Raw genomic sequence first — 6,480 nt, 5'->3', positions numbered from 1 at the left:
ACGAAAGCCTTGATCTAAGACCTGCCCCACAGCAGCTTCAATGGCTTGTGCAGCCGCTTCTTCACGGAAGGTATAACGCAGCATCATGGCCACAGATAAAATCGTTGCCAATGGATTTGCGAGGTTTTGACCTGCAATGTCCGGTGCTGAACCATGACAAGGCTCATACATGCCTTTGCTATTTTCATCCAGTGAAGCAGAAGGCAACATGCCAATTGAACCGGTTAGCATCGCCGCTTCATCAGATAAAATATCGCCGAATAAGTTTGAGGTCACAATCACATCAAACTGTTTTGGCGCACGCACCAATTGCATCGCGGCATTATCGACATACATATGCGATAAGTTAATATTTGGATAATCCGCTTGTTGCATTGCAGTCACGGTTTGTTTCCACAGTTCGGTCACTTCAAGCACATTGGCTTTATCCACCGAACACACTTTTCCGCCACGCAAACTGGCCAGCTCAAAGGCCACTTTGGCAATACGCTTGATTTCAGATTCTGAGTAAACGTCAGTGTTATAACCTTGCTTTTCGCCATTTTCCAATACACGAATACCACGCGGCTGACCAAAATAAATACCACCGGTTAACTCACGTACAATTAAAATATCGAGGCCCGATACAATTTCTGGTTTTAAACTTGAGGCATCAGCCAATTGTGGATACAAAATCGCGGGACGTAAGTTGGCAAATAAATTCAGTTCACTGCGAATTTTTAACAAACCACGCTCTGGTCGAATTGAGCGTTCAATGTTATCCCATTTTGGCCCGCCGACTGCGCCCAGTAAAATAGCATCGGCTCTTTGGGCTTGTTCTGCTGTTTGTTCTGGATAAGGCGTACCATGCGCATCAATTGCCGCGCCGCCCAATAAACCGGCTTCCCACGTCAAACCTAAATTGAATTTTTCATTGATTCGCGTCAGCACCTGTTCTGCAGCTTTTACAATTTCAGGCCCGATGCCATCACCGGCTAAAATCAAAATATGTTTAGACATGAGATATTCCATTTTTTAAAGTCAGTTATTTCACTGAGGAGGTGATTAATCTTTTTTGTTCTACAAACTCACCTAAGCCATTGAGCACATTGTAGGGTTTGCAGAAACGTCGAATTGTTTTTTGTTCTTGTTGTAGATCAACACACAGTGGATCGGGTGCTGAAACAGTCAACAAACTCCCTTTTTGCTTGGATCGATCACGATACATCTTAAAGGTATAATTTTTTTGCGCATTAAACTTGTGAATCACATGCAAGGTTTCAGCACGATCTTTGGAGATCGGATAAAAACGGATCACCAATTCATGCTGTCCTGCAGGAACTGACAAAGACAAAGGATTGGCATCGTTTAAAGATCGGCTGTGCAAACGAACAATTTTCTGCTTGATCGCCACATCACTAACTCGACGACTTTGCGCATCGACAATCGGAATTTCACCTAAACGCTCAAATTCGCACTGCTCTGTACCACTGCAAAAAATTTGTGCATCCGATTGGCTTGATACAGTTTTTTGCATCTGCTTAATACGCGCAGTATCAATACTTTGACATGCACTTAACGCTGCGACCATCAGAGCCAATACTGCAAACTGGCCATATACTTTTGTCATTGTTAGCGCCCAACCTTCAGCAATTTAAATCAACGAAATATTTACCGATTCGATATTATCAAGAGTTGGGCTTAGATACTACTATGACTGAGAATTCAAGCAATTAACCGTGAATTTCTTGGAACACCCACGGACGCGATTGTTTGGTTTTCGCTTCATAAGCATGAATATCCTCGGATGCTTGCAAAGTTAATCCAATATCATCAAAGCCATTTAATAAACAGTGTTTACGAAATGGATCAACGTCAAAGCTAAAAGTCTGACCACTTGGCGTACGCACCTCTTGTGCAGCCAAATCTATCGTCAATTGATAACCGTCATCGGCAGCACATTCTTGGAATAGTTGCTCAATAATATTTTCAGCCAAAATCACTGGTAACATGCCGTTTTTAAAACTGTTATTAAAGAAAATATCGGCATAGCTTGGTGCAATCACGGTGCGAAAACCATATTCTTCTAAAGCCCACGGCGCATGTTCACGGCTTGAGCCACAACCGAAGTTGGCACGTGCCAATAAAACCGATGCGCCTTGGTAACGCGGCTGATTTAAAATAAAATCAGGATTAAGCGGACGCACTGAATTGTCTTGTCCCGGATAGCCTTCATCCAAATAGCGCAATTCATCAAATAAATTGGCGCCAAACCCACTGCGTTTAATCGATTTTAAAAACTGTTTTGGAATAATTAAATCGGTATCGACATTGGCACGGTCTAAGGGTGCAACAATACCTTGTTCTACGGTATACGCTTTCATTATCTGCTCCTAGCCCTAATTAGAATGAACGAACATCAACAAAGTGACCGGCAATCGCGGCAGCGGCAGCCATCGCTGGACTCACCAAATGGGTACGCCCTCCATTGCCCTGACGCCCTTCAAAGTTACGGTTTGAAGTGGATGCACAGTGCTCGCCCGGTTGTAACTTATCAGCATTCATCGCCAAACACATTGAACAGCCCGGCTCACGCCATTCAAAACCAGCAGCCAAGAAAATTTGATCCAAACCTTCTGCTTCAGCTTGTTGTTTCACCAAACCCGAACCTGGCACCACCATGGCCTGTTTGATCGAACTGGCCACTTTGCGTCCTTTAATCACTTCAGCCGCAGCACGAATATCTTCAATTCGTGAGTTGGTACATGAACCAATAAAAACACGATCCAACGGAATATCGGCCAAGGACTGTCCTGCATTTAAGCTCATATATTGATAAGCGCGTGTCCAATCGTTGCGTTGTACATCATCTTTGGCTTGTTCTAAGGTCGGTACGGTTTCAGAGACCGCAATCACCATCTCTGGTGAAGTTCCCCAAGACACTTGTGGTTCAATCTCGGCACCATTTAAGACCACAACGCTATCAAAATGCGCACCTTCATCAGAATGTAAGGTATGCCAATATTCAACCGCGGCATCCCACTGCTGCGCTTTCGGTGCGTAGTTACGACCTTTCACATAGGCAATGGTTTTGTCATCGACTGCAACCATGCCGACACGTGCGCCAGCTTCAATCGCCATATTACACACCGTCATACGCCCTTCAATGGACATATCACGGAACACTTGACCGCCAAATTCAATCGCATGGCCGTTGCCGCCAGCCGTTCCAATTTTACCAATAATGGCCAACACCACATCTTTTGAGGTAACGCCTTGGCCTAATTGACCATCTACACGCACCAACATATTTTTCATTTTCTTTTGTACTAAGCACTGCGTTGCCAATACATGTTCAACTTCAGAAGTACCAATCCCATGTGCCAAACAACCAAATGCGCCATGGGTAGCAGTGTGCGAGTCACCACACACCACCGTCATGCCCGGTAAGGTTAAGCCTTGCTCTGGCCCAACCACATGCGCAATACCTTGACGAATATCATTAATTTTAAATTCAACAATGTTAAATGCGGCACAGTTGTCATCTAAAGTTTGTACTTGAATACGTGAAGTTTCATCTTCAATACCCGCAATGCCCAAATCACGCTCTGCTTTTGAAGTCGGCACATTATGATCGGGTGTGGCCACATTGGCACTTAAACGCCAAGGCTTACGTCCGGCAAGCTGCAAACCCTCAAACGCTTGTGGCGAAGTCACTTCATGTAATAAATGACGATCGATATAAAGCAGAGCTGAACCGTCATCACGCTGTGTGACTACATGATCGTCCCACAATTTGTCATATAAAGTCTTTGCTTTTTGAGTATTGCCTGCCATGTCGACGTGCTCCATAGAACTGGTCATGCTTTAATTAACCTCAATTATAACCATCTATTTATATAAATCTAATTTATCGTTTTTATCTGTTTGAAAACTTTTTGGAATGAATTTGAGGCATAAAGACCGCATTCTCTTATTCATTTCATGAAGTCATGTTGCAAGGTCATCAGCAGTGGAAGCAGAGGTATGCTGCACACAGATTTAATCCGAGGTGGATTGCTGTAAGATACAACTCTCAATCGCTTTGATTAATTCTGCTTTGGCCGCACTGCAATCGGCAGCAGCTTGATTTTCATCATTCTCATCATCGGCCAGTTGATAAACCTCTGTACGACGCTCGACTGCTTGCTCAAAAAGGTCAAGCAAGTGTTTAATTTGTTTGGTACTCATGGTGAACATCCTGTTTAAAGTTTTAAGTGAACGGCAAGAAATATCCTTTATTTAAAGGAACTATTAATCCGCCTGCATCACTTATTATTTCTATCATGATTTATGATTTCTAAGAACATCATTTATGCTGTTTTTAATGCTGAGCTTCCCTTTTTGTATAAAAATATTTTATAATTTATTTAATATCTCATAACCAGATCATCTTTATGAATCTTGCTGCTTTTGAAGCATTTACCAAAGTCATGGAAACCGGCTCTATTTCCTTGGCCGCAGATTTACTGTTTATTACCCAACCGGCCGTGACCAAACGTATTCACAGTTTAGAGGAATATTTTGGCGTCAAATTGTTTGAATCTTCTGGTCGTGGGGTCAAAGCCACGCATGCTGCGCATTCGTTGTTACCCAAAGTCAAAAATTGGCTCAATGAACTTGGTGATATTCACCACACCTTAAGTCACGAACAAACACAGGTGCAAGGTAAATTAAAGATTGGTACCAGTCATCATATTGGTTTGCATCATCTTCCGAGCCATTTGCGGCATTATGTACAGACCTTTCCGAATGTGACCTTAGATGTACATTTTGTCGATTCTGAACAAGCACATGAAAAGGTACTGGCCGGTGATTTAGAGCTAGCTTTTTTAACTCTGCCACCACACGGGGAAGATCGCCTTAATTATGTGACGCTTTGGGATGATCCTTTAGTGTTTGTGGCCGCCCCTTTTCATCCGCTGGCCAATCAGCACAATTTACAGCTCGAGGATTTAATCCAATATCCCAGCCTATTGCCCGCTGCACAGACCTATACCAGTCAAATTACTTTGGCAGAATTTGAAAAACGGGGTTTAAAGCCTAAAATCACGATGAGCAACAACCCACTAGAATCGATTCGTATGTTGGCCTCTATTGGTTTGGGCTGGTCCGTGTTGCCGAAGACTTTGCTCAATCCAGACTTACAACAATTGGATATTCCTTTTGAGATGCACCGTCAATTGGGCATGGTGTGGCATCCGGCGCGCACGCAATCCAAAGCGGTATTAGAATTGATTAAAATGATGACCTGATTACTAAATTAAATTTCACCTTGATCTGCACTAGAAAAAGGTGAAATTTAACCGGCTAGTCGTGAATATTGTTATGCAGCACTTCATTTAGCTGATCAACCACAATGGCCCATTCACCATCCGATTTTAATTTTTCTGCTAAAAACTGACGTTGTGAGTCAGTCCAAAAATCAGCGTCACTAATTTGCGTACCACGACTGAGTTGATGAGTGGCAATAAACTGGGCAATCGCCTCTTCACTGTCTTGTAAGCCAAGTTGTTGAAAAAGGTGGGTCATTCTAGGTCTGACATTACTCATGATTTACACTCCGTTGATTATTCATTCTTATATCAGCATACCATTCTTCAGCAGCTTTCAAAGTATTGTGGTATTTTTCAGTCTAAATACACCAACAAGATGTTTCATAACCAGAATAATCGACAGATTGATACTCAACAGTATGATTCAGCAGAAAAATATCGCCACCCTAGCTTAAAGAGACCAATCCTCAAGTGCCCAGTTTTGTTGCTCAGCCAATTGTGCTAAACGCTCATCCGGACTCACCGCAATGGCGTGATCGGCATATTCCAGTAAAAAACGATCATTGATTGAATCGGAATAGGCCCACGATTCACTCACCTCACGACCTGCCAACCATTGTTCTAAGCGGATCAATTTACCTTGTTGGTAACATGCGGTGTTAATCACTTTACCGGTATATCGCCCTGCTTGCATTTCCGCATTGGTGGCAATAATTTCAGTGATACCAAATTCACGGAAAATTGGCGCCGTAATAAAATCAGAAGTCGCAGTAATCCCCACCAATTCATGTCCGGCCGCTTGATGCTGTGCAATGGCTTTAAAACCGGCTGGACGCATTTGCGGACGAATGATTTTTTGCATGAACAGTTCATGTAATTCGGTTAAATAATCCGGCTCATGCTGAGTTAAGAATTCAAACACAAACTCGTTATAGGCAATCGGATCGAGTTGACCAGCTTTATAGTCCGCATAAAACTGGTCATTCATTTGACGGTGACGAACTGGATCGACCAAACCTTGGTTGACTAAGAACTCACCCCATGAATAATCTGAATCGGTGTTTAATAAGGTGTGATCGAGGTCAAATAAAGCCAATTTCATGAAAATACTCGTAAAAACTGAAATTTAAGAAAAAATTTGTAAATCTATCTCCGCTAGTCGATAGAAATTCGTTAAGATCATAGC

The 6,480-nt window shown here is 42.7% G+C and carries 8 protein-coding genes; 1 reads left to right on the top strand and 7 read right to left on the bottom strand.

The window, feature by feature from the left end; translation table 11 throughout:
* The 5 genes from leuB to SE27_RS03585 form a co-directional block, all read right to left on the bottom strand.
* On the bottom strand, nucleotides 1-999 hold a 999-nt coding region (gene leuB / locus SE27_RS03605), incomplete at its 3' end, for a 3-isopropylmalate dehydrogenase (RefSeq protein ID WP_455549958.1).
* A gap of 25 nt (nucleotides 1,000-1,024) precedes the next feature.
* Entirely contained in the window at nucleotides 1,025-1,609 is a 585-nt protein-coding gene (locus SE27_RS03600; RefSeq protein ID WP_039620934.1) for a hypothetical protein, read from the bottom strand.
* A gap of 103 nt (nucleotides 1,610-1,712) precedes the next feature.
* On the bottom strand, nucleotides 1,713-2,363 hold the full coding sequence (leuD, locus tag SE27_RS03595; protein WP_039620933.1) for a 3-isopropylmalate dehydratase small subunit: 651 nt from the start codon (nucleotides 2,361-2,363) through the stop codon (nucleotides 1,713-1,715).
* A 19-nt stretch (nucleotides 2,364-2,382) separates the two neighbouring features.
* Nucleotides 2,383-3,816: a 3-isopropylmalate dehydratase large subunit gene (gene leuC, locus SE27_RS03590; protein ID WP_039620931.1), complete on the bottom strand. Its 1,434-nt coding sequence runs from the start codon at nucleotides 3,814-3,816 to the stop codon at nucleotides 2,383-2,385.
* Between the two features lie 204 nt (nucleotides 3,817-4,020).
* Nucleotides 4,021-4,209: a hypothetical protein gene (locus tag SE27_RS03585; protein WP_039623786.1), complete on the bottom strand. Its 189-nt coding sequence runs from the start codon at nucleotides 4,207-4,209 to the stop codon at nucleotides 4,021-4,023.
* Between the two features lie 206 nt (nucleotides 4,210-4,415).
* Between SE27_RS03585 and SE27_RS03580 the strand changes: the two genes are divergently transcribed.
* The gene (locus SE27_RS03580; protein ID WP_039620929.1) at nucleotides 4,416-5,273 is read left to right on the top strand and encodes a LysR family transcriptional regulator; all 858 of its coding nucleotides are present in this window, start codon (nucleotides 4,416-4,418) and stop codon (nucleotides 5,271-5,273) included.
* A 55-nt stretch (nucleotides 5,274-5,328) separates the two neighbouring features.
* Here the strand turns inward: SE27_RS03580 and SE27_RS03575 are convergent, their stop codons facing one another.
* A complete protein-coding gene (locus tag SE27_RS03575; protein ID WP_081406869.1) occupies nucleotides 5,329-5,571 on the bottom strand; it encodes a DUF2789 domain-containing protein in 243 nt (80 codons plus the stop codon).
* Between the two features lie 174 nt (nucleotides 5,572-5,745).
* Nucleotides 5,746-6,396 (bottom strand): HAD family hydrolase, encoded by a 651-nt coding sequence (locus SE27_RS03570; protein ID WP_039620925.1) that lies wholly within the window; start codon nucleotides 6,394-6,396, stop codon nucleotides 5,746-5,748.
* Nucleotides 6,397-6,480 lie beyond the last annotated feature (84 nt).

Source organism: Acinetobacter harbinensis, from assembly GCF_000816495.1.
GTDB lineage: Bacteria > Pseudomonadota > Gammaproteobacteria > Pseudomonadales > Moraxellaceae > Acinetobacter > Acinetobacter harbinensis.
This window is presented reverse-complemented; position numbering and strand designations above follow the sequence as displayed.